At 58.5% G+C, this 26,251-nt stretch carries 23 protein-coding genes; 16 read left to right on the top strand and 7 right to left on the bottom strand.

The window, feature by feature from the left end; all coding sequences use genetic code 11:
- Positions 1-90 precede the first annotated feature (90 nt).
- The 4 genes from purE to ACP8MI_RS08170 all read right to left on the bottom strand — a co-directional run bounded on the left by purE (position 91) and on the right by ACP8MI_RS08170 (position 3,295).
- Positions 91-654, bottom strand: coding sequence for a 5-(carboxyamino)imidazole ribonucleotide mutase (gene purE, locus ACP8MI_RS08155; protein WP_126844122.1), 564 nt, complete (start codon positions 652-654; stop codon positions 91-93).
- Positions 655-705: 51 nt separating this feature from the next.
- Positions 706-1,971 carry a 5-(carboxyamino)imidazole ribonucleotide synthase gene (locus ACP8MI_RS08160; protein WP_284589597.1) on the bottom strand — a complete coding sequence of 422 codons (1,266 nt, stop codon included), beginning with the start codon at positions 1,969-1,971 and terminating at the stop codon, positions 706-708.
- Between the two features lie 71 nt (positions 1,972-2,042).
- Positions 2,043-2,558 carry a hypothetical protein gene (locus tag ACP8MI_RS08165; RefSeq protein ID WP_018121456.1) on the bottom strand — a complete coding sequence of 172 codons (516 nt, stop codon included), beginning with the start codon at positions 2,556-2,558 and terminating at the stop codon, positions 2,043-2,045.
- The gene (locus tag ACP8MI_RS08170) at positions 2,558-3,295 is read right to left on the bottom strand and encodes a biotin--[acetyl-CoA-carboxylase] ligase (protein WP_018121455.1); all 738 of its coding nucleotides are present in this window, start codon (positions 3,293-3,295) and stop codon (positions 2,558-2,560) included. The genes ACP8MI_RS08165 and ACP8MI_RS08170 overlap by 1 nt, the downstream gene beginning before the upstream one ends.
- A gap of 32 nt (positions 3,296-3,327) precedes the next feature.
- Between ACP8MI_RS08170 and ACP8MI_RS08175 the strand changes: the two genes are divergently transcribed.
- The 12 genes from ACP8MI_RS08175 to ACP8MI_RS08230 all read left to right on the top strand — a co-directional run bounded on the left by ACP8MI_RS08175 (position 3,328) and on the right by ACP8MI_RS08230 (position 15,043).
- Positions 3,328-4,533, top strand: coding sequence for an ABC transporter ATP-binding protein (locus tag ACP8MI_RS08175; RefSeq protein WP_144737033.1), 1,206 nt, complete (start codon positions 3,328-3,330; stop codon positions 4,531-4,533).
- A gap of 202 nt (positions 4,534-4,735) precedes the next feature.
- Complete coding sequence (locus ACP8MI_RS08180; RefSeq protein WP_126844167.1) at positions 4,736-6,046, top strand: ABC transporter substrate-binding protein; 1,311 nt, start codon at positions 4,736-4,738, stop codon at positions 6,044-6,046.
- Position 6,047: 1 nt separating this feature from the next.
- Positions 6,048-7,019, top strand: coding sequence for a carbohydrate ABC transporter permease (locus ACP8MI_RS08185; RefSeq protein WP_018121452.1), 972 nt, complete (start codon positions 6,048-6,050; stop codon positions 7,017-7,019).
- Positions 7,020-7,907 (top strand): carbohydrate ABC transporter permease, encoded by an 888-nt coding sequence (locus ACP8MI_RS08190; RefSeq protein WP_018121451.1) that lies wholly within the window; start codon positions 7,020-7,022, stop codon positions 7,905-7,907.
- A 5-nt stretch (positions 7,908-7,912) separates the two neighbouring features.
- Positions 7,913-8,119, top strand: coding sequence for a hypothetical protein (locus ACP8MI_RS08195; RefSeq protein ID WP_018121450.1), 207 nt, complete (start codon positions 7,913-7,915; stop codon positions 8,117-8,119).
- A gap of 113 nt (positions 8,120-8,232) precedes the next feature.
- Positions 8,233-9,963, top strand: coding sequence for a maltose alpha-D-glucosyltransferase (gene treS / locus ACP8MI_RS08200; RefSeq protein WP_144737035.1), 1,731 nt, complete (start codon positions 8,233-8,235; stop codon positions 9,961-9,963).
- 112 nt (positions 9,964-10,075) lie between these two features.
- Positions 10,076-11,695 (top strand): acyl-CoA carboxylase subunit beta, encoded by a 1,620-nt coding sequence (locus ACP8MI_RS08205; protein ID WP_049148793.1) that lies wholly within the window; start codon positions 10,076-10,078, stop codon positions 11,693-11,695.
- 57 nt (positions 11,696-11,752) lie between these two features.
- Complete coding sequence (locus tag ACP8MI_RS08210; protein ID WP_144737039.1) at positions 11,753-11,974, top strand: acyl-CoA carboxylase subunit epsilon; 222 nt, start codon at positions 11,753-11,755, stop codon at positions 11,972-11,974.
- A 63-nt stretch (positions 11,975-12,037) separates the two neighbouring features.
- Complete coding sequence (locus ACP8MI_RS08215; RefSeq protein WP_239211576.1) at positions 12,038-13,603, top strand: acyl-CoA carboxylase subunit beta; 1,566 nt, start codon at positions 12,038-12,040, stop codon at positions 13,601-13,603.
- Between the two features lie 55 nt (positions 13,604-13,658).
- The gene (locus tag ACP8MI_RS08220; RefSeq protein WP_249605999.1) at positions 13,659-13,862 is read left to right on the top strand and encodes an acyl-CoA carboxylase subunit epsilon; all 204 of its coding nucleotides are present in this window, start codon (positions 13,659-13,661) and stop codon (positions 13,860-13,862) included.
- 8 nt (positions 13,863-13,870) lie between these two features.
- Positions 13,871-14,494: a Maf family protein gene (locus ACP8MI_RS08225; RefSeq protein WP_249606552.1), complete on the top strand. Its 624-nt coding sequence runs from the start codon at positions 13,871-13,873 to the stop codon at positions 14,492-14,494.
- Between the two features lie 75 nt (positions 14,495-14,569).
- Complete coding sequence (locus tag ACP8MI_RS08230) at positions 14,570-15,043, top strand: DUF3151 domain-containing protein (RefSeq protein ID WP_018121443.1); 474 nt, start codon at positions 14,570-14,572, stop codon at positions 15,041-15,043.
- On the opposite strand, the gene ACP8MI_RS08235 is transcribed toward ACP8MI_RS08230, so the two are convergent.
- Positions 15,040-16,128, bottom strand: coding sequence for a Cj0069 family protein (locus ACP8MI_RS08235; RefSeq protein WP_026168055.1), 1,089 nt, complete (start codon positions 16,126-16,128; stop codon positions 15,040-15,042). The genes ACP8MI_RS08230 and ACP8MI_RS08235 overlap by 4 nt on opposite strands.
- Before the next feature lie 84 nt (positions 16,129-16,212).
- On the opposite strand from ACP8MI_RS08235, the gene ACP8MI_RS08240 reads away from it, so the two are divergent.
- From ACP8MI_RS08240 to ACP8MI_RS08255, 4 genes are all read left to right on the top strand, one after another.
- On the top strand, positions 16,213-17,100 hold the full coding sequence (locus ACP8MI_RS08240; protein ID WP_018121441.1) for a sulfurtransferase: 888 nt from the start codon (positions 16,213-16,215) through the stop codon (positions 17,098-17,100).
- Between the two features lie 286 nt (positions 17,101-17,386).
- Entirely contained in the window at positions 17,387-19,165 is a 1,779-nt protein-coding gene (locus ACP8MI_RS08245; RefSeq protein ID WP_249606000.1) for an acetyl/propionyl/methylcrotonyl-CoA carboxylase subunit alpha, read from the top strand.
- A gap of 65 nt (positions 19,166-19,230) precedes the next feature.
- Positions 19,231-19,731 (top strand): GNAT family N-acetyltransferase, encoded by a 501-nt coding sequence (locus ACP8MI_RS08250; protein ID WP_018121439.1) that lies wholly within the window; start codon positions 19,231-19,233, stop codon positions 19,729-19,731.
- A 245-nt stretch (positions 19,732-19,976) separates the two neighbouring features.
- On the top strand, positions 19,977-21,095 hold the full coding sequence (locus tag ACP8MI_RS08255; RefSeq protein WP_249606001.1) for an ABC transporter substrate-binding protein: 1,119 nt from the start codon (positions 19,977-19,979) through the stop codon (positions 21,093-21,095).
- 31 nt (positions 21,096-21,126) lie between these two features.
- Here the strand turns inward: ACP8MI_RS08255 and ACP8MI_RS08260 are convergent, their stop codons facing one another.
- Positions 21,127-24,555, bottom strand: a complete 3,429-nt coding sequence (locus ACP8MI_RS08260; protein WP_144737142.1) for a pyruvate carboxylase — start codon at positions 24,553-24,555, stop codon at positions 21,127-21,129.
- 180 nt (positions 24,556-24,735) lie between these two features.
- Positions 24,736-26,142 carry an NAD(P)H-quinone dehydrogenase gene (locus ACP8MI_RS08265; RefSeq protein ID WP_018121436.1) on the bottom strand — a complete coding sequence of 469 codons (1,407 nt, stop codon included), beginning with the start codon at positions 26,140-26,142 and terminating at the stop codon, positions 24,736-24,738.
- Positions 26,143-26,251 lie beyond the last annotated feature (109 nt).

Raw genomic sequence — 26,251 nt, forward strand, 5'->3', positions numbered from 1 at the left:
TTCAGGTTTATTCAGGTTTATTCAGGGTGCGATGGCCGCGGCACGATCCCGTGGTACTCCATCGCGCAGCCTCGGCCCATCTAGACCCGTCTAGGCCTCTTCTTCGGCCATGCGTTCGAGTTTCTCGCGCAAACGCTGGTCTTTCTTTTCGACGTCGGCAGCCATGGACTCCTGGTATTTCGCCATGGCGTCGACCAGCTCTGGCTGCCCCGCCGACAAAATACGCACCGCCAACAGTCCGGCGTTTTTCGCCCCATCAATCGAGACCGTAGCCACCGGCACTCCGCCTGGCATCTGCACGATAGACAGCAAAGAATCCAGCCCATCCAGGTTTTTCAGTGCCCGGGGAATCCCGATCACGGGAAGCGGAGTGGCCGCAGCCACCATGCCCGGCAAATGAGCAGCACCGCCTGCGCACGCCACGATGCACTTCACGCCCCGATGGTGTGCTTGTTTCGCATACGCCAGCATTTTTTCTGGGGTGCGGTGCGCCGAAACTACGCCAACTTCAAATGGCACTCCGAATTCCGCGAATACTTCTACGGCGGGCTTGACGGTGTCCCAGTCAGAATCCGAGCCCATGATTAGCCCAATAGCAGGGCCGTTATTCTGCGTGTTCTGTACGTGATGGTGCTGCGTAGTTTCTTGGCTCATCTTTGCTCCTCCTCATGCTCACATGCTCATCTTCAGACGCTCATTTTCAGACTAGCCGGTGTAGCCATCGTCCCACTGGGCATTAACCACGAAATTCGCGGCCAGTGTGGCTTGCCGACGTACTTCCGCGGCGTCAGCCCCTCCGCTCATGTTCACATGCCCCATCTTGCGGCCTGGACGGTAATCTTTGCCGTATAAATGCACCTTGGCCTGCGGAAAACGCTGCCACACTGCGCGCACACGTTCGCGCATCGGCATCTCCGGATCAGCCTCACCACCCAATACATTGGCCATCACGGTCACCGGCGCGGTGGTCTCAGCTGAACCAAGCGGATAATCCAGCACCGCCCGCAAATGCTGTTCAAACTGCGAGATCACGCACCCATCTTGGCTCCAGTGTCCCGTGTTGTGCGGGCGCATCGCCAACTCGTTGACGCTCAACCGGTCGTTACCTGATTCATCAACATAATGGAACAACTCGACCGCCAAAACGCCGGTCACATCCAGTTGCTCGGCCACGGTCACTGCCAGTTGTTCGGCCTCACTGCGCAGCGATTCCGGCAGCCCCGGCGCGGGGGCAACTGCCTCGGCACACACTCCCCCGGCCTGCACCGATTCCACCACTGGCCAGGTCTGCAGCTGGCCAGATGGTGCACGCGCAACCATTGCGGAGAGCTCGCTGACGAAATCCACCTTGGTTTCTGCTAGCAATTCGACGTCTTCTGCCAGCAGTTCGTCGACAAGAGCTTCTAAATGGGCTATCGATTCCGGGAACCAGACGCCCTTGCCGTCGTATCCGCCGCGGCAAGCCTTCAGACAAACTTTGCCGTCGTGCTCCTCCCAAAACGCACGGGCGCTCTCGGAATCGGTGATCGGTGCAAATGCCGGCACCGGCACGCCGAGGCTGTCCAGGTTGCGGCGCATCACCAGTTTGTCCTGCGCGTTTTCCAAGGCAGCAGGACCTGGCTGGATATTCACGCCTTCCGCTTGCAAGGTGCGCAGGTGCTCTAGCGGCACGTGTTCATGATCAAAGGTGACGGCATCAGCACCAGCGGCAACCGCACGCAAATCATCCAAGTTACGGTAGTCGCCGATGTAAACATCGCTGGTGACCTGGGCCGCCGAAGAATCTGGCTTGCCTGCCAAAACGCGCAGCGATTGCCCCAATTCGCTGGCCGCCGGGGCCATCATGCGCGCCAACTGCCCATCGCCGACGACTGCGACTACTGGAAGATCAGCGGCGGGTGTCCGTGCCGGGCTTTCAGCTGCAGCGGAATTGGATTGTTCTGTCTCAGATGGCTCAGATGGGTTAGTCACAAAAACTTATTGTAACCGGGCTCGCACTAAGCCGGAAACCATCGCTGTTTCAAGCTGCTGCACGTTGCGGGTTAAAAATATGGGCTCGGGTGCAAAGCATTGTTGATTTCCCCGACGACTTTCTTGGACTTCGGAACTCCGCCGAAATACAGCGGATACGAAAACCCACGCACCGCCAAAGAAATCCCTTTGCGACGCCGCGCTACATCCAGCACCTGCCCTAAGGGAATGGAATCTACCTTTGCTGTCAGCTTGGCGGGGCGGGCGACGATCCTTTGGTTGGTCACGATGAACCGCTGTTTGCGACTGCGCAGCAACGGCAACACAAATCGCCATACCACCAAAACCAGCCACACCGTGACCACACTGTTGTGCAGCAGCACGGGATCAAACACACCGGTAGCGAGGTCCGGTAGGTTATGCGGGTTATCCAGCCAACCAATACCCATCCAGGCCACACCGGTAAGCAGGATGACTTCCAAAAATGGGAAGACCAGCGTGCTGGTTGGCGCAGTCATATCCACCAACACCTGCTCGTCCGGTTTGATCGCCAGCCCGCGGCCACCGCCTGTGCCCATGCCCGCCATTAGCTATAGTTCCCATCTTGTCGACGCAGATGGGACACGTCGCCAGCAGAAAACGCCTTGCCATCGATGCTGATGCGCCCATCATCGGTGACAGTATCGACGGTGCCTTCAATGGTGTCCGAATGGCTCTCCAGGCGCACCCGCACACCAATTGAGGCACAGGCCGAGCGGTAATCATCCAGCAACTGTGGGTCGTTGTCCTGCCATTGCTGCATGCGCTCGTAGAAGTTGCGCAGCACATCTGCCGCGACCTGCGTGTGATCCGTTGATTTCCCAGCAATCTGCAGGCTGGTGGCATGCGGCACCGGCAATTGATCTTCGCGCAACGCCACGTTGATGCCCCAACCAACGACCACGCGAGCTCTCGGCGCTGCACTAGCTTCCGCCAGAATTCCGCACAGCTTCTTTTCTCCCAACAGCACGTCATTGGGCCATTTCAGGCGGGTTCCACTAATCGCATCCGCGACCGCCAGACCGGCAGCCAGCGGGATCGTGCCAATGCGATCCAGCGAAGTAGGCATCAGCAGCACCGACATCGCCAGATTTGCCCCTGGTGGGGCTTCCCACACCCGACCCAATCGGCCTTTGCCCGCGGTTTGGTTCGTGGTGATGCGCACCGTCCACGGCCCAGCGTCGGCGTCGGCAAGCAGATCGGTATTCGTCGATTCGGTGGATTCCGTATAGGAAATAGTCGCGAAATCCAGGGCGTCGGCAAGCTGGCGGGCATCAAGACTCATGGTCGATATTCTACTGGTGCTACATTGCTTGCATGGCAAAAGTCACGTTTGAGTCGGTCACTATTCAGTATCCCGGCGCAGCGGCACCGTCGGTTTCCGAGTTGGATCTTGAGATTGCCGACGGCGAATTCTTGGTGCTGGTCGGTCCCTCTGGGTGCGGCAAGTCCACTACGCTGCGCGCACTCGCCGGGCTGGAAGATATCAGCTCCGGGCGCATTCTTATTGGAGACAAAGACGTCACCGGCACCGAACCGGGCGAGCGTGATATCGCGATGGTGTTCCAAAACTACGCGTTGTACCCGCACCTGACGGTCGAGCAGAACATGGGTTTCGCGTTGAAGCTGGCGAAAGTTCCCAAAGCTGAGATCGCGAAAAAGGTGGCAGCCGCCGCGGAAACCCTGGGGCTGACGGACTTTCTCAAGCGCAAACCGAAAGAGCTTTCCGGTGGTCAGCGCCAGCGTGTGGCCATGGGACGGGCGATTGTGCGGGAACCGCAGGCATTTTTGATGGACGAGCCGCTATCCAACCTCGATGCGAAGCTGCGCGTGCAGACGCGTTCCGAGCTGGCCGCATTGCAACAGCGCCTGGGCACCACGACGATATATGTCACCCACGACCAGGTCGAAGCGATGACCATGGGGGATCGCGTGGCGGTGCTCAAAGATGGCCTATTGCAGCAAGTTGCCCCGCCACGTGAGCTTTATGACCACCCAGCCAACGAGTTTGTCGCCGGTTTCATCGGTTCCCCGGCGATGAATATCTTCCCGGCCAGCGCTGTGTTTGCCGACGGCGATGCGGATGCGCATCACGGCATTCGTTTTGGCGTGCGCCCTGAGCATATGCAGGTCCACATCGCCCCTGCTGACGACACCAGCCGGCAATCCCCTGAAGCCTCGGAGGCCCCCGCAGTCCCCGCCTCCCTCGCCACGGTGCGCGGAACCATCGACATTGTCGAAGAATTAGGCGCGGAATCCTATATTTACCTCGCGCCGGATGACGCGGCTGGCCGTGATGGTATTGGCCGCGGTGTTACTGGCAGTGATAATGCAGGCGCACATGGCGACGGCACTCCCCACCGCTTCGTGGCTCGCTGGTATGCCGATACACGCCCCCAGCGTGGCCAGACAGTGACGTTGTCTTTCGATCCTGCCAGTGCCCACCGCTTCGATGCCGAAACCGGCCAGGCTGTCAGCGATAACTCTGTCACCGCGCGCGCCAGCGGCGGACACAACAAGTAGTTTCCACCCCCAACATTCCCTATATTGGGGGTGAATTTCCAGATTTCAGCGCGCAATACTGTGGATTCATTTTAAAGTTAGTCAACACCTGTGTGCACACCGCCACTCGCGAGTGATTCGCGCGGCACGTCACACACCCCCGACCAGAAAGGTGCCTCGCCCCATGACCTCCAAGCCACTCAAGACCAGGACCCTGCCGTCCATGCGTTCCCTGGCCACCGGCCGTACCGGCAAAGTTGCTGCCACCGTCTTCGCCTCTTCCCTGGTACTTGCTGCCTGTTCTTCGGAAGATTCAGCAGACAGCGCCGGTTCTGGCTCCGATTCCTCGGCAGATTCGGCCGGATCCACCGCCGAGAAATCCGGTTCGAGTGAAGAAGGCCGCGGCCCGATCACCTTCGCCATGGGCCGTAACGACACCGATAAGATCACCCCAATTATCGAAAAGTGGAACGAAGAGCACCCCGACGAGCAAGTAACGCTCGAAGAGCTCGCAGGCGAGGCCGATGACCAGCGCGAAACCCTCGTGCAGTCCCTGCAGGCCGGCAATTCGGACTATGACGTCATGGCACTGGATGTCATCTGGACCGCCGACTTCGCTGCAAACCAGTGGCTGGAACCACTCGAGGGCGACTACGAAGTTGATACCTCGGACCTGCTGGATGCCACCGTGGAATCCGCAACCTACCGCGACACCCTGTACGCATTGCCGCAAAACACCAACGGCCAGCTGTTGTTCCGCAACACCGAACTGGTGGATTCCGAGCCGGAAAACTTCGATGACCTGGCACAGTCCTGTGCGGATCTGGACGACGCCGTCGAGTGTCTGACCCTGCAGTTGAAGCAGTACGAGGGCTTGACCGTCAACACCATCGGCTTTATCGAAGGCTGGGGCGGTTCCGTGCTGGACGGCGACGAAGTCACCGTAGATAGCGCCGAAGCCGAAGCTGGCCTGCAAGCACTAGTTGATGCCTTCGAGGACGGCACCATTTCCTCGTCGTCACTGTCTGCTACCGAAGAAGAAACCAACCTGGCATTCACTGGCGGCGAGACCGCCTACGCCATCAACTGGCCATATATGTACACCAACGCGGAAGAAGCAGACGCGACTTCTGGCAAGTTCGAGGTGTCCCCGCTCGTCGGTAAGGATGGCGTCGGTGTGTCCACCCTGGGTGGTTACAACAACGGCATCAACGTCAATTCGGAGCACAAGAAGACCGCGCTGGACTTCATGAAGTTCATCATCAACGAGGAAAACCAGACCTCGTTCGCGGAAAACTCCTTCCCACCAGTACTGGCGTCCATCTACGAAGATGAGTCCTTGGTTGAGCAGTTCCCGTACCTGCCAGCGCTGAAGGAATCCCTGGAAAACGCCGCACCACGTCCGGTTTCGCCGTTCTACGAGGCGATCTCGAAGGCCATCCAGGACAACGCATATGCGGCATTGAAGGGCGACAAGCCCGTCGATGAGGCTGTTGCGGACATGAAGAAGGCTATCGAGGCTGCCTCTCACTAATATGCCTGCACGCACTACCTGGAGTTCACAACTTCGGCAGGCTGGTTGGCTCATTGCCCCAGCGTTGATCGTGCTCGCCATCGTGATTGGTTATCCGGTGGTGCGCGCGATCTTCTTGTCGTTTCAAGGAAACCGTCGACTCGACCCCGAAACAGGGTTGTTTACCGAAGGCGGTTTTGCCGGCCTGGATAATTATCTGTACTGGGTCAATAACCGGTGTATGGGCTCTGATGGCACCGCAATCACCTGCCCTCCAGGCTCTCTGGCGACGGATTTTTGGCCGGCGGTGGGCATCACGCTGTTTTTCACCGTCGTGACCGTCAGCCTGGAAATCATTCTGGGTATGGCCATGGCGTTGATCATGAATGGGAAATACCGTGGCCGCGGTCTGGTGCGTGCCGCGGTGCTGATCCCGTGGGCGATTCCGACGGCGGTGACGGCCAAGCTGTGGCAATTCATGTTTGCCGATCACGGCGTCGTGAACTCGCTGCTTGACGCCAATATTCACTGGACAACAGACCCGTGGGCCGCGCGATTTGCGGTAATCATCGCCGATGTGTGGAAGACGTCGCCGTTTATGGCTTTGCTGATTCTCGCTGGCCTGCAGATGATCCCCGATGAGGTCTACGATGCCGCCAAGGTGGACGGCGCTAGCCGCATCCAGCGCTTTGTCCGCATCACGTTGCCACTGGTCAAGCCTGCCCTGATGGTGGCGATCTTGTTCCGCACCCTCGATGCACTGCGCATGTATGACTTGCCAGTGATCATGATTTCTGGTTCTTCCAACTCGCCGACGGCAGTGATCTCCCAGTTGGTCGTCGAAGATATGCGTCAGGGCAATTTCAATTCCGCTTCTGCCCTCTCGACACTGATCTTCCTGCTGATCTTCGCCGTGGCGTTTTTCATGATTCGCTTTTTGGGCGCCAATGTTTCCGGCAGCAAGCGCACGACAACACCGCAGGAGGTGTCTTAAATGAGCACGGCACACACTGAGGCAGCTCCATCTAAGGCAGCTCCACGCGCGCGCTCGGGCCGTCGGCCTGCACAGCTTTGGCACTACCTGGGCCTGGCGTTCATCATCTTCTGGGGCTTGGCACCGTTTTATTGGATGGTGGTCACCGCACTGCGCGATTCCGACCACACCTTCGATACCACCCCGTGGCCCACGCACGTCACTCTGGACAACTTCGCTGATGCCTTGGCGACGGACAAGGGCAACGACTTTGTGGGCGCGATTGTTAACTCGCTGTTGATTTCCTTGGCAACGACCGGCCTGGCTGTCGCTGTCGGCGTGTTTACTGCCTATGCCATTGCACGCCTGGAATTTCCGGGCAAGGGATTCATCACTGGCTTGATCCTGGCTGCGTCCATGTTCCCGGCGATCGCGCTAGTCACCCCACTATTTCAGCTGTTCGGTGACCTGGAGTGGATCGGCACCTACCGGGCAATGATCATCCCGAATATTTCTTTCGCCCTTCCACTGACCGTCTACACCCTGGTGTCGTTTTTCCGGCAATTGCCGTGGGAATTGGAAGAAGCCGCGCGCGTCGACGGCGCATCACGCGGGCAAGCCTTCCGGTTGGTTCTCTTGCCGCTGGCAGCCCCGGCGTTATTTACCACGGCGATCATCGCGTTTATCACCACCTGGAATGAATTCATGCTGGCACGCCAGCTGTCCAACCGGGCGACCGAGCCCGTGACCGTCGCCATTGCCCGTTTTTCCGGTCCGTCGGCATTCGAATACCCGTATGCCGCCACCATGGCTGCCGGTGCTTTGGTGACCATCCCGCTGATCGTCATGGTGCTGATATTCCAGCACCGCATCGTCTCCGGCCTGACTGCTGGCGGCGTGAAAGCTTAAGCTTTATGCACGGCGATCGGGCCCCGGAGCACTACAGCCAGCGGGATCATCTCGTGTGGCAGACCATCGCTGGCTTCGTCGGGTTTTTCACCGTGCTAGCCGGCGTGCAAGCCGTGTGGAACGTGTTTCAGGATGAGCCTGGGGTGCTACCAGCGCTCGTGTTTGCTGGCATGCTCATTCTCAGCGTCGTTGTCTGGCGCGCTAGACCATAAAGCAGGGTCCGCACCCCGCCCGGCCATACCCCACACCCAGCCATATCCCGTACCCAGCCACACCCCATACCCCGCCATAACCGCCATCCACTACTGCAAGGAGTGTCGCCACCATGTGGTACAAAAACGCGATTTTCTACCAAGCTTTGGTACCGGCTTTCTACGACGGGGCAGGCCGCGGCACCGGAACCATCAGCGGGGTAACTGCCAAGCTGGATTATTTACAGTGGCTGGGCGTGGACTGTGTTTGGCTCCCGCCGTTTTTTCATTCGCCTCTGCGCGACGACGGCTACGATGTTGCCGATTACCGATCGATCCTTCCCGCCTACGGCACCATGGCCGACCTGGAGGAACTACTGGACCAGGCGCATAAGCGCGGCATGAAAATCATCACTGACCTGGCACTCAACCACACCTCAAGTGATCACTATTGGTTCCAGCAATCCCGCACGGACCCAACAGGGCCCTACGGTGATTATTACGTCTGGGGTGATGATCCGAACCGATACCCGGAAATCCGCGTGATTTTCACGGACGTAGAAACCTCCAACTGGGCCTATGACGAGGTGCGCGGGCAGTATTATTTCCACCGTTTTTATTCCCACCAGCCAGACCTCAACTATGACTGCCCCGCGGTGCACGATGAGGTCTATGCCATCATTCGTTTCTGGATGGACAAGGGCCTGGACGGCTTCCGCTTGGATGCCATCCCCTACTTGTATGAGCGCGATGGCGTCGGTGGTGAATCATTGCCGGAAACCCACGAATTCATCCGCTCCATCCGTGCACTGCTGGATGCTGAGTACCCGGATGCGATCATGCTCGCCGAAGCCAACCAGCCGCCGGAGAAGGTGGTGAATTTCTTCGGCGAGGGCAACGGCGATGAGTTCCACATGTGTTTCAACTTCCCGCTGATGCCGCGGATCTACCAGGCTGCCGCGCGCGGGGAGGCGGCTCCGATTTCGGAGATCATGGCGGAGATGCCAGCTCTGCCTGCCACCGCTCAGTGGGGCACGTTTTTGCGCAACCACGACGAGCTAACCTTGGAAATGGTCGACGACGCCGAGCGCAAACTCATGTATGCCATGTATGCGCCGGATCCGCAGATGCGCGCTCACGTGGGCATTTCGCGCCGCTTGGCCCCGCTGCTGGGCGGTGACCGAAATAAGCTCGAATTGTTCAAGGCTTTGTTGCTGGCCATGCCGGGTTCGCCGTTTATTTACTACGGCGATGAGATCGGCATGGGAGAAAATCTGTTTTTACCGGATCGCGATTCCGTGCGCACCCCGATGCAGTGGTCGTCGGAGCGCAACGCAGGTTTTTCCACCGCAGAGCCAGAAGCTTTACGACGCCCGGTGATCGCGAATGAGCGCTTTGGCTATCAAGCAGTGAACGTCGCTGCGCAGCTGCAATTGGATAATTCGTTGTTGCGCTGGTTCCGCGAGCTGATTCAGATTCGCAAAGCACACCCGGCATTTGGCGAAGGAAGCTATCACGAAGTTGCACAAGTAGCGACAGAAACTAGTGCAGAAAACACCACCGGCACTCCCGCCCGTGGTAATCCTGCGATTTTGGCGTTTACCCGAGCGTGTGGTGCGGCGAACGGTGCGGCGGGGCCGGCCGTCGACAAGCAGCGCCCGATTGATCGGCAACCCGCCGAAGTTGTGCTGTGCGTGTTTAATTTCGCGGATTCCGCGCAGGCCGCCCACCTGGATCTTTCGGCTTTTGCCGGGTGCACGCCGGTGGAATTATCCGGTGGCGCGCGCTTTCCGCAATGCGGCACCACGCCGTGGACGGTGATGCTGCCGCCGCATGGTTTTTATTGGTTTTCACTGGAGGCTTAGCCTTTGCTGCTTCGTTGGTTACGGCGCCACGAACATATTAGTTTTGTTTTGTGACTAAACTCACCCTCATATAAACGTGCTTTCTGTCGCAAAACCTGCCTATAGTCTAAACATGACTATTTCCTCACCTTTAGAGAACTTGGCTGCGGAAACCACCGCGGAAAAGATCGCCGACCTCAAGCGCCGCCGGGAAGAAGCCCACGCCCCCATGGGTACCGCCGCACACGACAAAGTGCGCTCCCAGGACAGGCTCACCGCGCGTGACCGGCTGGATTATCTCCTCGATGAGGGCTCGTTTGTAGAAACCGACCAGCTCGCCCGGCACCGCACGCAGGATTTCGGCATGGGTGCGCGCCGCCCGGTCACCGACGGTATCGTGACCGGATGGGGCACTATCGACGGGCGGGAGGTGTGCATCTTCTCGCAGGATGGCACCGTCTTTGGTGGCGCGCTCGGCGAAGTTTATGGCGAGAAAATGGTGAAAATCCAAGAACTAGCCATCACTACCGGTCGCCCGCTGATCGGCTTATACGAGGGTGCCGGTGCCCGCATCCAGGATGGTGTGGTCTCACTGGATTGGATCGCGCAGACTTTTTACCAAAACATTCAAGCCTCCGGCGTCGTGCCACAGATTTCGGTCATCATGGGTGCTTGCGCAGGTGGAAACGCCTATTCACCCGCGTTGACGGATTTCGTGGTCATGGTGGATAAGAAATCCAAGATGTTTGTCACCGGACCGGACGTCATCAAAACTGTCACCGGCGAGGAAATCACGCAGGAAGAACTCGGTGGCGCTTCCGCACACATGGGGCTAGCAGGCAACTCGCATTTCACTGCCGACACCGATGAAGAAGCCCTCGATTGGGTACACGACCTGGTGAGCTACCTGCCAACCTCTAATCGCGTGAGCCCACCACGGGAGCACTACGTGCCGGAAACCGGTGCCGTCGAGGATAATCTCGCGGACACGGATTCGGCATTGGATTCCATCATTCCGGATTCCCCGACCCAACCCTATGAGGTCCGCGACGTCATCGAAGCGCTGACCGACGATGGCGAATACCTAGAGATTCAGGAAAAACGCGCCGAAAACGTCGTGATTGCTTTTGGCCGCATCGAAGGCCAGACGGTCGGTTTTGTGGCCAACCAACCGCAGGTCTATGCGGGTTGTTTGGATATCGACTCCTCCGAAAAGGCCGCGCGGTTCATCCGCACCTGCGATGCTTTTAATATCCCGATCGTGTTGCTTGTCGACGTCCCCGGCTTTTTGCCCGGTGCCTCGCAAGAATACGGCGGCATCCTGCGTCGCGGCGCGAAACTGCTCTACGCCTACGGCGAGGCCAGCGTCCCGAAAATCACCGTGACCATGCGCAAGGCCTACGGTGGCGCGTATTGCGTGATGGGGTCGAAAGGCCTGGGCGCAGACGTGAACCTGGCATGGCCAACAGCACAGATCGCGGTCATGGGAGCAGCCGGTGCGGTGGGGTTCATTCACCGCAAGGAACTCAAAAAAGCCGCCGACGACGGGCTGGACACCGCTGCCCTGGCGGCGTCATTCGAGCGCGAATACGAAGATTTCATGCTTAACCCGTATAAGGCCGCCGAGCGTGGGCTGATCGACGCCGTAATTTTGCCGAGTGAAACCCGCGGCATGATCGCGCGCAATCTGCGGCTGTATGCCGATAAATCTGTCGCCCGCCCGGCGCGCAAGCACGGCAATATCCCGCTGTAGTTCTCAGCTGTAGTTTTCAGTGAGTTTTCACTTAGTTTTTCGAAAGGATTTGTATTCATGGCTTCTCTGAACTTAACTTCTACCCAGTCTCCGCTGCTGCAGATCACAAAAGGCAATCCGACCCACGACCAACTCGCAGCCCTGTCGGCAATCGTGTCCTCGCTGGCGGCCCGCCCGCAGCGCACCACCGCAGCACGTACTCCGCAAACCCGCCGTCTGGTCGCTGATATTGGACGCGAATACCTGCCGGTCCAGTTCCCCCACGTCCGCTTCTATTAAAATCTATGAAATTCTCGCGGTATCATTTCCTGGTTTGGTACCCGTTCTCTAAACTAGACACTTATGACTGCTTCCCAACCGGATATGACTACCACCGCAGGCAAGCTCGCCGACCTTGCCCAGCGCCTAAAAAACGCAGCGCAGCCCGTTGGAGCTGAGGCCGTCGACAAGCGTCACGAGGCCGGTCAGCTCACCGCGCGCGAGCGTGCAGAGCAGCTACTTGATGCTGATTCCTTCGTCGAAACCGATGCTCTCGCGCGGCACCGGATTAGTGATTTCGATCTCGAGCACAACAAGCCGCTCACCGACGGTGTAGTCACTGGTTACGGAACCATCGGCGGCCGTCGGGTCTGCGTATACTCGCAAGACAACACGGTCTTTTCCGGGCAGCTGGGTGAAGTCTACGGTGAAAAGATCTGCAAGATTTATGAGCTGGCCACCAAAACCGGCCAACCAATCGTCGCAATCCACGAAGGCATCGGCCCGCGGTTGGCCGAGGGCATCGTCACCTTGTCGATGTATTCCAAGATTTTGGCGCACATGACGAAGGCATCTGGTGTCGTTCCGCAAATTTCTGTGGTGACCGGCCAGACCACCGGTTTGCATGCTTTCACCCCAGCATTTTCGGATATCGTCATTATGGTCGACGGCGAAGCCAGCTTGCACCACGCAAGCCAGGAAGCTATTGCCCATGCCACCGGAACCCGGCTGGATGCCCAAGCGTTGGGAAGCGCAGAAATCCACGCCACCGAATCCGGCACCTGCCACTTGCGTGCAGAGTCCGACGCTGCGGCGTTAGAAACCGCACGCACTGTCATTGGCTTTTTGCCTGTCAACAACATGGCAGAAGCCCTGCGCACCGAAGCGGAAATCCAGGTCGGCTCGGTCCAAGACAACGTCACTGATACTGATTATCAGTTGGATGAGCTCATCCCGGACGATGCCCACGCTGCCTATGATGTCCGCGACGTGCTCAATATTGTCACTGACGACGGTATCTTTGAGTTGCAGCACGAATACGCACCGAATATCGTCACCGCCTTCGCCCACATTGAAGGACGAGCCGTGGGTATCGTCGCCAACCAGTCCGCACACCAGTCAGGTGCGCTGAGCTCGCAGGCAGCGGAAAAGGCCGCGCGTTTTATCCGCACTTGCGATGCCTTCAACACGCCCATCATTGAATTCGTGGACGCGGCAGATTTTGTGCACAGCGACGCTGAAGAACGCTCCGGCTTGTTGCGCCGAGGCGCAAAGCTGGCTTATGCATATGCCGAAGCCACGGTTCCGAAAATCACCGTCATCCTGCGGAAAGCCTTCGGCTCCGCCTATGTTTTCATGGGCTCGAAGGATCTCGGCGCTGATCTAGTCTATGCCTGGCCAACGGCCCAGATCGCGGTAGCAGAGGCCGAAGAAACCGCCCGCGGCATTTTTGGTGCTGACGCTACAGAAGACAAGGCCGCGGAAATGGAAGAAAAATTCATCCACCCCTATGCCGCTGCGGAGCGCGGATACGTCGATGCCGTCATCCCGCCAAATGAAACCCGCGGTCACTTGGTCGAAGCCCTGCGCATGCTGGGCCGCAAAGTGGTCATGACGCAGCAGAAAAAACACGGCAATATCGCGCTGTAGATAATCACACTGTAGATAACAGCATCCCATCACGCTGGAAGGAATAATCAACGCTGTGGAATCGTATTCTGTCGTTAACGGCGACCCGAGCAAGGGTGAATTAACCGCGTTGACCGTCGTCGTCGCGCAATTACATGCCCGCGCCCGCGCCGAAGCCGCCGGTGTGCACGCTCCACGCAACCGCTGGGGCACTGGGCGAAACCTCGGCGGACGCCCCGTGTACAACCCTTCGGCCTACCGGAATGTGCACTTTGATTAGTGAGTACTGTGACGACTAACTCACACCGACCCCGCATTGTGCTGGCTTCCCAGTCACCGTCGCGCGCTGGGATTTTGCGTTCCGCAGGCGTGGAGCCACTCATCGCGCCCGCCGATGTGGACGAAGCCGCGATCCAAGCTGGGCTGGCTAAGTCTTCCCCCACCGAGATCGTCGCCGCCTTAGCGCAGGCAAAAGCCGAAGCGATCGCGCACGATTATCCCGATGATGTCGTCATTGGTGGTGACTCCATGCTGCTTCTCGACGGCGAGTTGCAGGGCAAACCGCATACTGAAGCAGCCACTGTGGAACGCTGGCAGGCACAAGCTGGGCGCCACGCCGAGCTACTGACCGGTCACTGCCTGATTGTCGCAGGGCAGGTCTATACGGAAGCTGCTACCACCGGCATCGATTTCGCCCAAGCGAGCACAGCCGATATTGCAGCCTATGCCGCTACCGGTGAGCCGTGGAAATGCGCCGGCGCATTCACCTTAGAAGCTCTGGGCGGCTGGTTCATTGACCGAATTGACGGCGATCCGTCGTCGGTCATTGGGCTGTCGTTACCCGTGGTGCGCCGCGCGCTGTATCACTTCGGCTTTGACGTCTCCGATTTCTGGAACAAGCTACACGATTAACCACGCTGCACGCCTAACCACGCTGCACGAATAACCGCACAGTGAGGTGCACAATTCTCCAGTAGTCTATGGGGCATGGAAATGAAAGACATGCTTGCCCCAGAACCGCTGAAACTGCCCGCCGATCCGGCCCAGGGCCAGGATCTGCAATCTGCAGATACCGCCCTGAAATTCCCGGAAAGCCCTCTGGTGTGGGCGTTTCGCGCCGAAGAAACGCTGAAGATGCTCAGTACGAGCGAAGCCGAATCCGTGTCTTCGCTGTGGGCCTCACAGTCCACCGCGGAGGGCTTATCGCGCAATGAAACAAAACTCATCGCTTATTCTTGTGCGCGCACCGGCTACCACCGCGGCCTCGATCGTCTGCGTGCCAACGGGTGGAAGGGCTGGGGCCCGGTTCCGTTTTCCCACGAGCCCAACCAGGGTGTGCTGCGCGCAATCGCCGCGTTGGCACTCGCTTCGAAAGCCATCGGCGACGACGCCGAATACGATCGTTGCCGCCAGATGCTCTCGGATGCGGACCCAGGCAGCGTCGACAAGCTCCTGGGCTAAGCCCGAGCCTGTACCCGCGAGATCACTTCCGCGGCAATTTTTTCTTGGATTCCAGATTCCAGCTGAGAACTAAAGCCGACGCACGAGCAGTTGATCTCGCCAAGCACATAGGCATCACGGGTGTTATCCGCGCCCTCAGCGCCCTCTGCGCCCTCAGCACCACCGGCAAGAATGAAATCGGCCGTCCACAACAGCGGCATGGCACCGCCCAACTCGCCGCCGAGGCGTTCGGCGATCACCGGGCGGAACCGTTCGAATACGTCCAACAAATGCGGCCACGCATCCGGGGTGTCATGGGTGTACTGCGCCCCAGAAAATAGCGTCGCGGAGAAATTATTTCCACCGGCCGCCGGTTTTTTGTGGATCACAGACACCGGCATATCGCCGACCAGAAGAATCCTGATTTCGCCTTCCACAATGCGCGGCAAAAACCGCATGTCTACCAGCATGCCATTATCGCCGTCCAGGTAATCCTCACACTGTGTCATGAACTCATCCAACGTGTGAGTTTCCGTATGGTTATCCACGGCTTCGGTGCACGTGACCAGCGCATCAGATGGGATAGGCGCACCTGGTTCCGGTCGCGCGGATTCATCTGCCAGCTGCACACGCCAAATACCTTCACCGGTCGAACCACGGTTTTGTTTGAGCACGCGCTCGCCGCGGGCCAACGACACCGGAAACGCAGAGCGGAAGCTGGCTACGTCATAGTAGGCCGCGGTATCGGCAGGCACCAGATCGGTGTCATTGAGCTTGACCAGCGCGTCCTTGGCACCATAAGCGAGCATTTCTGCGGGGCGGGAAAACGCGGCCAGCCCGGCGTCGGCAAGCCTTTCCAGCAATGCAAAATATCCGTCCTCACCGCCGGGGATATTGCCCGGGTTAACCCGCGAAATATAAGCGTCAAAGGAACCGGCGACGTAGTCGAAAATCTTGTCCGTCCATTCCGGGCGGTACACCACAACTTCCGCGTGCCAGCCCGCAGCCTGCAGCGCCTCAACGATGGGCTTGGTATCGACCCGGTTGCCGTGAATGGTTTTGTCGTTGCCGCCTTCGATTTCGAAAATGACGACCGCCTCGTGGATGTCGCGACGCATGGTTGCTCCTTGCCTAGAGAGTTTTCGATAAGATTTGTAGAGTATACTTTCCACCACTTGAAAGGCTGACCCGTGGCTGTTGCTTTCGATAACCATCCGTCGTTTCGGGACTATGCGGACCCAGGACGGCTGGTGTCTGCGTCGTGGTTATCCGCGCGGTTAGGAGTCAAAGGATTACACGTCATTGAGTGTAATGAAGATTCCGTGCTGTATAACATCGGGCATTTGCCCTCTGCGCTGCGGATCAATCCGGAAGAACTCGTTGATCCCGCCACGCTCGATGTTATTGACGGCGAGGGGTTTGCCGCACTGCTGTCCCGGTTGGGCATTTCCCGCGAGGACACGGTGGTGTTTTATGGCGACCGCGGCAACCGGTGGGCGTGTTTCGCGCTGTGGGTTTTTGAGCTTTTCGGCCACCCGGATACCCGGATTTTGGATGGCGGGCGTGAAGGCTGGATGCAAGAAGAACGCGATACCTCACTCACCCCAGCACTGGTCATGCATCCGTCTAATTACCCGGTGTGCGAAAGAAATGATGCCGGTGTGCGTGCTTTCGTCGATGAACTTGCCGACGACGACGCCTTGACCGCCGTGGACGTGCGCTCCGCCGCGGAGTTTTCTGGGCTGCCACACCAGCAGGACGCTGCCGAGCGGGAATTGGGTTCGGGCCCGGGCGCGGTTACTACCCGCAGGCAAGGCCATGTGCCTGGTGCGATCCATCTGCCGTGGAAATCGCTGATGACACCGGCTGGGATGTTCCGTTCGCGCGCGGAATTGGATCAGCTGTGGCCTGCGGAGGACAGCGTGGTGTATTCGCAGGTAGGCGCCCGTGCGGCGCTGGTCTGGTTCGTCGGTCGGTTTTTGCTTGGTCATGACAAAACCCGCATTTACGACGGCGGCTGGTCCGAGTGGGGAAATATGGTCGGCATGCCCATCGACCAAGGCACGGGCACGTCGTAACTGGGCTGCTTACGTAACCGGGCAAAGCACGTAACCGGCTGCGTACATATCTGGCTGCGTATGCAGTGCTGGGAATTGTCATTTCGCACAAATTGCGGCATCATTTTGGGATACGAACCAAAACCTGATGGTTTTCTCATGTTTTGGTGTGTAAGAATAGACTGAGACGAAATCACGCGTTCCAGAAACCACACGCTGACGAAATCACGCATTGCGGTACCTGGCACGCGGAACGTGGAACGTAAAACGTAGAACGATTTTTTATTAAGCGCTATGGAGGGCCAACGTGGCTGAACAGACGAAAATCACCAAGGTATTGATCGCCAACCGCGGCGAAATCGCGGTACGTATCATCCGCGCCGCCAAAGACGCCGGAATTGGTTCCGTGGCGGTCTATGCGGAACCTGATGCCAACGCCCCATTCGTTGGGCTTGCCGACGAAGCTTTCGCCTTGGGTGGTTCCACGTCTGCAGAATCCTACTTGGACTTCGATAAAGTGCTCGATGCTGCGAAAAAATCCGGCGCCGACGCCATCCACCCCGGCTACGGTTTCTTGTCAGAAAACGCGGATTTCGCCCGCGCAGTCATCGACGCTGGTTTTATTTGGATTGGCCCATCACCTGACGCTATCGCGGACTTAGGCGATAAAGTCACTGCTCGCCACATTGCAGAAAAAGCCGATGCGCCCATGGCCCCGGGCACCAAGGACCCAGTCGCCGATGCCACAGAGGTAGAAGCGTTTGCCGACGAGCACGGCTTGCCGATCGCGATTAAAGCGGCTTTTGGTGGCGGTGGCCGCGGTATGAAAGTTGCCTACGAGCGCGAGGAAGTCGCCGAGCTCTTTGAATCCGCCACCCGCGAGGCCACCGCTGCTTTCGGCCGCGGCGAATGCTTCGTCGAACGCTACTTGGACCGCGCCCGCCACGTCGAAGCCCAGGTGCTGGCAGACCAGCACGGCAACGTCATTGTCGTCGGCACGCGTGACTGTTCGCTGCAGCGCCGTTTCCAAAAACTGGTGGAAGAAGCCCCTGCCCCATTTTTGACTGATAAGCAGCGTGCAGAGATCCACGAATCCTCCAAGCGCATTTGCCGCGAAGCCGGATACTACGGCGCCGGTACCGTCGAATTCCTAGTTGGCTCTGATGGGCTGATCTCCTTCCTGGAGGTCAATACCCGTTTGCAGGTAGAGCACCCAGTCACCGAAGTCACCACCGGCATCGACCTGGTGCGCGAGCAGTTCCGCATCGCCGAGGGCCAAAAATTACGCTTTACCGAAGATCCACAGCCGGTGGGCCACGCTTTCGAGTTCCGTATCAACGGCGAGGACCCAGGCGCGAACTTCATGCCTGCCCCCGGTACCGTCGCTACCTACTCCGAGCCAGCTGGCCCTGGCATCCGCGTGGATTCCGGCGTGCGGCAAGGCACGGTGATCGGTGGTCAATTCGACTCCATGCTGGCGAAGCTCATCGTGCACGCAGAAAACCGTGACGAGGCACTGGCTCGCTCACGCCGCGCCTTGGATGAGTTTGTGGTTGACGGCATGCCGACGGTCATCCCCTTCCACCGCGCCATCATCGACGATCCGGCATTTGCCGCCGCCGATGCCGAGGGCTTTACGGTCTACACCAAATGGATCGAAGAGGAATGGACCAACGACCTGCCGGCATTTTCCGGCGAGCACGTGGAGCCAGACGCCGAGCCGGACCTGCCACCGCAGAAATACGTCGTCGAGATCGATGGGCGTCGCATCGAGGTGGCATTGCCAGGATCGCTTACCATCGGCGGAGGCGGCGAGGCGCCGAAGAAGAAGGCAAAAAAGCGCCGCGGGGGCAGTTCCAAATCCGCTGTCTCGGGCGATGCAGTCACAGCGCCGATGCAGGGCACCGTCATTAAAGTCGCTGTGGAAGAAGGCCAGGAAGTCTCAGAAGGTGATGTCATCGTCGTTCTCGAGGCCATGAAAATGGAAAACCCAGTCAAGGCGCACAAATCTGGCACGGTTACCGGCCTGAATATCTCCGAAGGTGGCCAGATTGGCAAAGGCGATGTCATGCTGGAGCTGAAGTAGTTGTTTGGCTAGTTCTGGCGACAAAACAGTTCGGAAGCAATACAATTCGACTATCATGAGTAGCTATGCCTAACGACACAACAATTACCCTGCGCCCTGCCACCAACGACGATCGCACTTACCTGTCTCGCCTGCACTATCTTGCCGACGTTTTCGGTGACGAGAGCCGGGATCTTCCCGAAAGCGAGTCTGCTGACCACCACAAATACGTCAACCAGTGGGACCCATACACCCAGGGTGGTGTCATCGCGATATCGAGCCACGCGGTACCAGCTGGCGGTTTGTTCCTGCGCTACTGGAAGTCCAACAACCCTGGCTCTGGCTGGGTGGGCTACCCAGAGGTTCCGGAGCTCGTGATCGCTGTGGAACGCCGCTATGCCGGCCTCGGGTTGGGCACCCGCCTCTTGGAAGCCGGTGTGGAACTAGCGCGCACACAAGGCGCCCCAGGTATCTCTTTGTTCGTGGATAAGGACAACCCACGTGCGCGTGCCCGCTACGAGAAATTCGGATTCGAATACAAGACGGATTCCACGATGATCAAGTGGTTCGCGACTCCACGCGTTTAGCGGGGGCGTTGTGGGAGTCTAGCGGGGCCGGTCTGCACGTTGAGCGGGATTTAACCCGCCACGGCTCCGTGGCTATTTCATCGTCTCCACATCATCACCACCGTTTCATAACCCAGCTTCACAATAACTTATAACTTTGGCTATGCTAACCTATTGGCCGTAATAAGGGTAGACTAGCAACACCGTACGCTAGTTCGGCGTTTTTGGTCTGCACTTCAGTTTTGCGACCAGGAGGTACAGCCACAGTGCCAGCATCCCCACTGCCCGAAGCAGCAGCAGTTTCCTCACCACTTCCCCACAGGCAATTCTCCCCACACCCAACGTCGATAAGCAGGCAATCGCTCGGCAGCCCATTTCATAGCCGGAAGGCCAGAAGCGCATTCCTCGCAGTCGCCTGCAGCTTGGGGCTACTGACTGCATGTACCGCACCAGCCGATGATTCTGCGCACTCCAGCCAGAATGCAACCACCGGCACTGCAGACAACACACTCAAACCTGCAGAATCGTCTGCTACACGGACAATTTCGCACGCAATGGGAACGACGGAGCTGGGCGAAGAAATTACCACCGTCGCAGCACTCGACCGCACGGTATTGGACCCAGCTATCGCTCTGGGCTTGCACGTCGTTGGCTTCACCGAGCTCCAAGGAGGCAGCGAAATCCCTGCTTATTTCGGAGATGATGGCGAGAAATATGCAGGTGACGCGGTCTCGGTTGGTGAACTTAGTGACCCGTCATTAGAGAAAGTCGCTGCGCTGAAACCCGACGCGATCTTGTCGTCGAAAGTCCGGCATGAAGATCTCTACGAACGGATGAGCAGCATCGCGCCGACGGTTTTTTCTGATTCTGGAGGCCATGGCTGGAAAGACAGCTTGCGCCTGGTAGGTGAAGTAGCGGATAAATCCGAAAAAGCCGACGAGCTCATCACCGACTACGAAGAGCGTGCTGCGCGCATCGGTGATCGCGTACGCGAAAAGCTCGGGAAAAACCCTAGCGTGACGTCCGTGCGATTCGTCGATGGGCCAACTCGGATCTATAAAGACGACAGCTATATCGGGGTGATCTTTGCCGATCTCGGCTTCGCACGAAATGACGCTTCCACCGGCACTGGGTTCAGCACCGAAATTTCCGCAGAAGAAATCGCCAAAGCGGATGCAGACTACATCTTTACCAGCGCGTATGGCGACAACGATGGCGAAGCCGCAAAGACACAAGAAGAGTTCCAGCGCAATCCGCTCTGGAACCAACTGCAAGGTGAGATCCACGATGTCGACGACACCATTTGGATGAGCGCCGTCGGCATTTATGGAGCAAACGAAGTACTCGACGATATCGCCGAGTACTTCGAAGTGGACGCAGACTAGCTGGACAGAGACTGGCTAGTCTAGTCGCGCACTAGTCTTCCTTGATCACGACGATCAAGTCTCCACCCTCCACGCTGGTGGCCTGGCCCATCGCAACCCGTTCAATGGTGCCATCGACGGTGGCAGAAATTTGGGCCTCCATCTTCATCGCTTCGATGATCGCCACCTCGTCGCCAGCAGAAACCTTGTCGCCGACCTGAGCAGTTGGGTTCACAACACCAGCGAATGGTGCGGCCACATGCCCTGGGTTAGACTTATCAGCCTTTTCCACGGACGCCACGGATGATTCCACGGAGTTGTCGCGGACCTTGATCGGGCGGATCTGGCCGTTGACGTTCATCACGACGTTACAGATGCCCTTTTCATCCGGATCACCGACAGCATCCAGGCGCACCACCATGGATGGCGGGGTAAAGCCGGTCTCATCCGGGGCGAAGTGCAACACGGTTTCTTCGCCTTCCACCAAGCCGTAGAAGAACACGCGATCATCCAACGCGGACGTATCGCCGAAGCGGCGTTTGAACTCGGCGAATTCTTCCACCTGCTTCGGGAACAGCAAACGATCCAGGCCGCCGCGGCGCACCCACTTGTCGTCGTCGGCAAGCGCTTTTTCTTCTTCTTCCGGAACCTCGGTCAAAGCTGGCTTAGATTCGGAGCGGCCCGCCAGCGCCTTGTCCTTCAATTCTGGCCACCCGGCAGGTGGGGTACCCAACTCACCGCGCAAGAAGGCGATGACTGAATCCGGGATGTCGTATTTCTGCGGATCAGCGGCGAAATCCTCCGGGGATACATTCGCACCCACCAGGTGCAGCGCGAGGTCACCGACCACCTTGGACGACGGGGTGACCTTGGTTGGGCGACCCAGCATTTCGTTCACGGCGGCATAGGTGTCTTCGATCAGCTCGAAACGATCGGCCAAGCCCAGCGCGCTGGCCTGGGTACGCAGGTTCGACAGCTGGCCGCCCGGGATTTCGTGCTTGTACACGCGACCGGTCGGCCCTGGAATACCAGACTCAAATGGGGCGTAGACCTGCCGTACGGCCTCCCAGTACGGCTCCAGATCCCCCACAGCCTGCAGATCCAGTCCGGTGTCACGCTCGGTGTTTTCAAAGGCTGCCACAATCGCCGACAACGACGGCTGCGAGGTGGTGCCAGCCAATGGTGCCGATGCACCATCGACGGCATCAGCACCCGCATTGGCTGCTGCCAGGTAGGTAGCCAGCTGACCGCCCGCGGTGTCGTGGGTGTGCACGTGCACCGGCAAGTCAAAGTTCTTGCGTAGCTCAGTAATCAACTTGGTGGCAGCGGCAGGGCGCAACAGACCAGCCATGTCTTTGATCGCCAGAACATGTGCACCAGATTTCACGATTTCTTCTGCTAGGCGCAGGTAGTAATCCAGGGTGTAAATGTTTTCTTTCGGCGAGGTCATATCACCCGAATACGCCATGGCAACCTCAGCGACCGACTTGTTAGTCTCCAGCACAGCGTCGATAGCCGGGCGCATCTGCGAAACATCATTCAACGCATCAAAGATACGGAAGATGTCAATACCGGAATCAGAAGCCTCCTGCACGAAAGCCTTGGCGACGGCATCTGGGTACGGGGTATAACCCACCGTGTTGCGACCACGCAACAGCATCTGCAGGTTGATGTTCGGCATTTCTTTACGCAGCAGATCCAGGCGCTGCCACGGGTCTTCGTGCAAGAAGCGCATGGAAACGTCGTACGTAGCGCCACCCCAGGCTTCCACGGAATACAGGTCCGGTGTCATGCGTGCGACGTGCTGGGCCGCGGCGAACAGCGTGGAGGTACGCACGCGTGTAGCCAGCAACGATTGGTGCGCGTCGCGGAAAGTGGTGTCGGTGACCGCCAGCGCATCTTGCTCACGAATGGACTTCGCGAAGCCTTCTGGCCCAAGCTCTAGCAGACGGTCACGCGAACCCTTCGGGATCTCCGGTGCCAGCGTCTTCGGCAGTTTGTCAAAGGCGCGCAAAGCGGTGGGGCGCTCGCCGTGTGGCTTGTTCACGGTCATATCCGCGATGTATTCCAGGATGCGGCCTGGCTCATCGTCAGCCGGTGGGGCTTCCAGCAAGTGCGGGTGATCCGCGATGAAGCCGGTGTTGATGCGCTCATTGGCGAATTCCGGTTCCCGTAGCAGGGCGCGGAGGAAGCCGATATTCGTGGACACACCGGTAACGGTGAATTCGTTCAGTGCCCGCTGCGCGCGAGCAACCGCGATCTGGAAATCCGCTCCGCGGCAGGTCATCTTCACCAGCAGCGAGTCGAAGTTCGGGGTGATTTCTGCGCCAACAGAGGTAGCACCGTCGAGACGCACACCCGCACCACCCGGCGAACGATACGACGAGACCGTGCCGGTATCTGGGCGGAAGCCGTTGGCAGGATCCTCAGTGGTAATGCGGCACTGCAGCGCGGCACCGGAGAGTGTGATGGAATCTTGGGTGAGACCGAGCTGCTCCAGGGTAGCGCCAGCGGCAATGTGCATCTGCGATTTCACGATGTCTACCGAGGTCACTTCCTCAGTGACGGTGTGTTCGACCTGCACACGTGGGTTCATCTCGATGAAGACGTGCTTGCCGTTTTCGTCGACAAGAAACTCGACGGTACCCGCACCCTCGTAATTAATGTGCTCACAAAAACGCACCGCATCGGCGCAGATCTTTTCGCGCAGCTCGGCATCCAGGAATTGTGCCGGGGCAATTTCGACGACTTTCTGGTGGCGGCGCTGCAGCGAGCAGTCACGCTCATAAAGGTGGACGACGTTGCCCTGCGAATCCGCCAGCACCTGCACCTCAATGTGCTGTGGTTTAATCACCGCGGTTTCCAGGTAGACACTGGCATCACCGAAAGCGGCTTCGGCCTCACGGGAGGCCTCAGCGATCTTGGTGCGCAGCTCTTTCTCGCTTTTCACAAAGCGCATACCGCGTCCGCCACCACCGGCCACGGCCTTAACGAACAGCGGGTATTCAAACTCCGAAGAATACTCCACCAGCGTGTCGACGTCCGACGACGGCTTGGAGTCTTTCAGCGTCGGCAAGCCAGCCTCTTCCGCAGCATGCACAGCGGCGGACTTGTCACCAGTCAGGTGCAAAGTGTCCTCAGTAGGGCCGATGAACTTAATGCCGTTTTCTGCACACTTCCGCGCCAAATCCGCGCGCTCAGAGAGGAAACCATAACCCGGGTAGACAGCATCCGCGCCCGATTTTTTGGCAGCACGGATGATTTCGTCGACGTCCAGATAAGCCTTGACCGGCTGGGCCTCAGCACCAATGCGCACTGCCTCATCAGCAAAAGCGCGGTGGAACGAGTTGCGGTCCTCTTTCGGATACACCGCGACGGTACGCGCCCCGGTTTCGAAAGCGGCGCGGAATGCGCGAACGGCAATCTCACCGCGGTTAGCGACCAGAACTTTGTTGAAGGCTGGCAAGCCTGACTGTGCCACGTCAACTTCCTTTCGGATATACACGAGAGAAATCACCCAACCGGCACCCTCGTATGTAGGCATACGGCACACAGGCGCCTGGGTAATCTAGGTCTCAATATACTAAACCCGCCGTGGGTGACGGCGGGTGGGGTGATAACTCGACAGATATTGCGGAATCTGGCGCTACCGAATTCGGCTTTAGGTCAGCGTATCTGGCGCAATCAGGCGACGAGCGGCCTCGGTAATCGAACCAGACAGCGATGGGTACACGGCAAACGAATCAGCCAAATCCGTCACGGTGAGGTTATTCGCCACTGCAACAGCGATCGGCAAAATCAATTCCGAGGCGTGCGGGGCGACGACGACGCCACCAATGACCAAGTCCGACTGCCCACGGCAGAAGATCTTGACGAAACCGTGGCGCAGCGAACGCATCTTCGCGCGTGGATTGGTGTGCAGCGGCAGTTTGAACTTGCGGGCCAGCACTTCCCCGTCTTCGATTTCTTTTTCTGTCACACCCACAGCGGCAATTTCTGGGCGGGTGAACACCGCAGTAGCCACGGTTTTCAAACGCAGCGGAGAAACGCCTTCGCCCAGCGCGTGATATGCCGCAATGCGCCCCTGCATGGCGGCCACCGACGCTAGTGGGAACAAGTTCGAGCAGTCACCAGCAGCATAAACGTTGGGCACGTTGGTGCGCGAAACGCGATCCACCATGATGTGTCCGGATTTTTCCATCTCTACGCCGAGGCGTTCCAGGCCCATATTGGAAGTATTCGGGATGGAACCGATCGACAGCAGCGCGTGCGAGCCGTGGATTTCGCGGCCGTCGTCGGTAATAACGACCACGCCTTCCCCGCCCTCACCGTCGGTGCGCTTGATCTCGGAAACACGCGCGTGCTTTTCCAGCTCCACACCGCGTTCTGCCAGAACCTCCTCCAGAGTATCGGCGGCGTCGGCGTCGTCATGCGGCAAAATGCGGTCCCGGGAGGCAACCATCGTGACCTTGACGTCCAGCTCAGAAAACGCGGAGACGAACTCAGCACCGGTAACACCGGAACCGACCACGATGAGGTGTTCTGGCAGCTCCTCCAAGTTATAAATCTGCTGCCAGGTCAAAATGCGTTCACCATCCGGCTGCGCGCCCGGAAGGATCCTTGGACTAGCACCGGTAGCCAAAAGCACCAGGTCACACGGGATAAGTTCTTCGCGGCCGTCTTCCTTATGGGTCGCGGTAACCAAGTGGGTGACACCAGAAACCATTTCTTCGAAGCTGGCGCGGCCGTTAATCACGCGAACGCCCAGTTCTTCCAGGCCTTCAGCAATATCGGCAGACTGCTCATTGGCCAGCACCTGCACACGCTCGTTCAGGGCTTTCACCGACAGATTGGTTTCACCGATGCCTTCGTTCAGGCCCATGTCGTCGGCACGGCGCAAGTCGGTTTTAATATTCGCGCCGGCGATAAATGATTTCGACGGAACACAGTCCAATAGCACCGAGTTGCCGCCCGGAGCCAGATCATCGATCAACGTCACTTTGGCCCCATATTTGGTAGCCGCCGAGGCTGCTTCATACCCGGCTGGTCCGCCGCCTATGATGACCATTCGCTTTGCGGTGTGAGACACGCGGGCTCCTTACACTCTCGTCAAAAAATTTTGTGCAGTCTTGGGTTTCGTCATAATTAGTTCCTCGCCACACGCCCGCACACCTGAT

The organism is Corynebacterium sp. LaCa_70, assembly GCF_058182015.1.